General features: G+C 72.2%; 2 protein-coding genes. Both read left to right on the forward strand.

Going from position 1 to position 2,026, the window contains the following annotated elements; all coding sequences use genetic code 11:
- Positions 1-279: 279 nt before the first annotated feature.
- The gene (locus tag NQ160_RS22935; protein WP_257517325.1) at positions 280-1,575 is read left to right on the forward strand and encodes an Nramp family divalent metal transporter; all 1,296 of its coding nucleotides are present in this window, start codon (positions 280-282) and stop codon (positions 1,573-1,575) included.
- 23 nt (positions 1,576-1,598) lie between these two features.
- Positions 1,599-2,026: metal-dependent transcriptional regulator (locus NQ160_RS22940; protein WP_257517326.1), on the forward strand; the 428-nt coding region annotated here is incomplete at its 3' end.

The raw sequence follows: 2,026 nt of genomic DNA on the forward strand, positions 1-2,026 counted from the left end.
GTCACCGTGCGCCAGCAGCTCGGGGTCGTAGCGGGGGTCGTCCGGCCACGCCTCGGGTCCCCCCGGCCACGGCCCCACGCCGTAGGGCAGCGTCGGCTCGGCCTCGGGTTCGGCGTCGGCGAGATCGGTCATCGAACCAGGCTAGCCACCGCCAAGCGGTCGGAATTCCGCCTCACCGCGCCCTGCAGGCACGGCGACCCTCGCCCGTCTGCGCTCCGCGGGAATCCCGACCGCGCCGACCTCTTTTCGGCGCACCGAAACCTCTGCTAATTTTTCGGCATGCCGAAAACTGCCGCGCTCGACGGGCCGCCGACACCCGCTCGGCGGCCGGCCGCCACGCGCCGCCTCGCCTGGCTGATGGGCCCGGCGATCGTCGCGGGTGTCGCGTACCTCGACCCGGGCAACGTCGCCAGCAACATGACGGCGGGAGCCCGCTACGGCTATCTGCTGGTCTGGGTCGTGGTCGTGGGCAACGTCATGGCGTGGCTCATCCAGTACCTCTCGGCCAAGCTCGGCGTCGTCACCGGCGAGAGCCTGCCCGAAGTGCTCGGCCGGCGCATAGGCACCCGCTGGGGCCGGCGCGGCTACTGGGTGCAGGCCGAGCTCGTCGCGATGGCCACCGACATCGCCGAGGTCATCGGGGGGGCAGTCGCGCTCCACCTGCTGTTCGGCATTCCGCTGGTGTGGGGCGGGGCGATCACCGGCGTCGTCTCACTGGCGCTGCTGCTGCTGCAGGCCCGTCGCGGCGCCCGCACCTTCGAGTTCGTCATCGCCGGACTGGTGCTGATCATCGCCGTCGGCTTCGTCTTCGGGGTCTTCGTCGCGCCGCCCGATCCCGCCGGGATCGTCGGCGGGCTGCTGCCACGTTTCGAGGGAACCGATTCCGTGCTGCTGGCCGCGTCGATCCTCGGTGCGACGATCATGCCGCACGCGATCTACGCCCACTCCGCCCTCAGCCGCGACCGGTTCGCCCCTGCCACCGAGGGCGCGGCCGAGACCCTCGAAGCCCGCCGCGGCATCTCGATCCCGCGGCTGCTGCGCGCCACCCGGTGGGACGTCACCATCGCCATGGCCGTCGCGGGCACCGTGAACCTCTGCATCCTGCTGCTGGCGGCCGCCGCCCTGTCGGGTGCGCCGGGGACGGACAGCCTCGAGGGCGCGTACGCAGCGCTGCGTGACGGCATCGGGCCGGTCGTGGCCACCCTGTTCGCCGTCGGCCTGCTGGCCAGTGGCCTGGCGAGCACCGCCGTCGGCGCCTACGCCGGAGCCGAGATCATGCACGGCCTGCTGCGGGTGCGCATCCCCCTGCTCCTCCGGCGCCTGGTGACCCTCATTCCGGCGCTGGTCGTCCTCGCCCTCGGCGTCGACCCGACGCTCGCCCTCATCCTGAGCCAGGTCGTCCTCTCCTTCGGCATCCCGTTCGCCCTCGTGCCGCTGGTGGCGCTGACCGCCCGCCGCGACGTGCTGGGCGCCTACCGCAACCGGCCGTGGACGACCGTCGCGGGCGTGGCGTCGTCGGTGTTCCTCATCGCGCTGAATGCTCTGCTGCTGTGGCTCGTCCTCACGGGGTCATGACCGGCCCCCGGTAGCCTGGATCCGTGCCCGCTTCACGTCCCGTCGTCGACGACTACCTCAAGACGATCTACCACCACACCGAGTGGCAGACCGATCCGGTGACCCCGTCGCGGCTGGCATCCGAGCTGGGGCTGGCTCCCTCGAGTGTCACCGAGATGGTGCAGAAGCTCGCCTCCCAGGGGCTCGTCACCCACCGCCCGTACGGCCCCGTGCAGCTCACCGACGAGGGGGTGCGCCGCGCGGCGGGCGTCATCCGTCGGCATCGCCTGGTCGAGACGTGGCTCGTGCGCGAGTTCGGCTACGCCTGGGACGAGGTCCACGACGAGGCCGAGGTGCTCGAGCACACCATCAGCGACCGGCTCCTCGAAGGCATCGCCGCCCGCCTCGGCCACCCCCGCTTCGATCCGCACGGCGACGCCATTCCGGATGCCGACGGCACGGTGCACCGGGA

The organism is Microbacterium sp. zg.Y909, from assembly GCF_024626565.1.